Origin of the sequence: Rhodococcus sp. T2V (assembly GCF_029269925.1) — a bacterium.
GTDB lineage: Bacteria > Actinomycetota > Actinomycetes > Mycobacteriales > Mycobacteriaceae > Rhodococcus_F > Rhodococcus_F koreensis.
In genome coordinates this window covers 1-504 of the sequence record NZ_JARJBD010000387.1, presented here as the reverse complement: position 1 = coordinate 504, position 504 = coordinate 1, and the positions used below count along the sequence as shown (strand labels likewise).

General features: G+C 66.5%; 1 protein-coding gene. It reads right to left on the bottom strand.

What is annotated here, in order from left to right:
• Positions 1–74 precede the first annotated feature (74 nt).
• On the bottom strand, positions 75–504 hold a 430-nt coding region (locus P3H15_RS54500), incomplete at its 5' end, for a pyridoxamine 5'-phosphate oxidase family protein (RefSeq protein WP_276144901.1).

The following is a 504-nucleotide window of genomic DNA, read 5'->3' as shown; positions in this document are numbered from 1 at the left end:
CTGTGCCCGCGCACAGCCTGGGCGCTGCACGGGGCTATCGCTCAGTTCTCGAGGAGGAGGTGAAAGATCCGTGTTCAGTGGTCGCCGGCGTCGGCTGGCGCGTCACGGATCGTCGAATCCGCAGGGGTGGCTGTCCGCTGCACGCGGACCGTGGTGCTCGCCGACTCGTCTTGGCGTGGAGTCGATTTCGTGTCGAAGTAGTCACCGCCCTTGCGTGTGGCATTGTTGGTTCCCCGGCGGCGGTGCCGGGGTGCCGGAACCATGTGGGGAATGTGCTTGCGGCAGTGGATGTACGCCTCGTACACCGTGATCACCACCCACCGTTCGGACAGACGGCCGCCGCCGTGATCGGCGGGCAGGTCGGGCACCGCGGTCCGCAGGTCCTCGTCCTCCACGATCGAAGCGGAGCCGTTGATGTGCAGGCCGACGAGGTCACGAACGAAGTCCATGAGGAGGATCCCGACGTGCGGGTTTTCGGCGATGTTGCCGAGGCTCGCCATCACC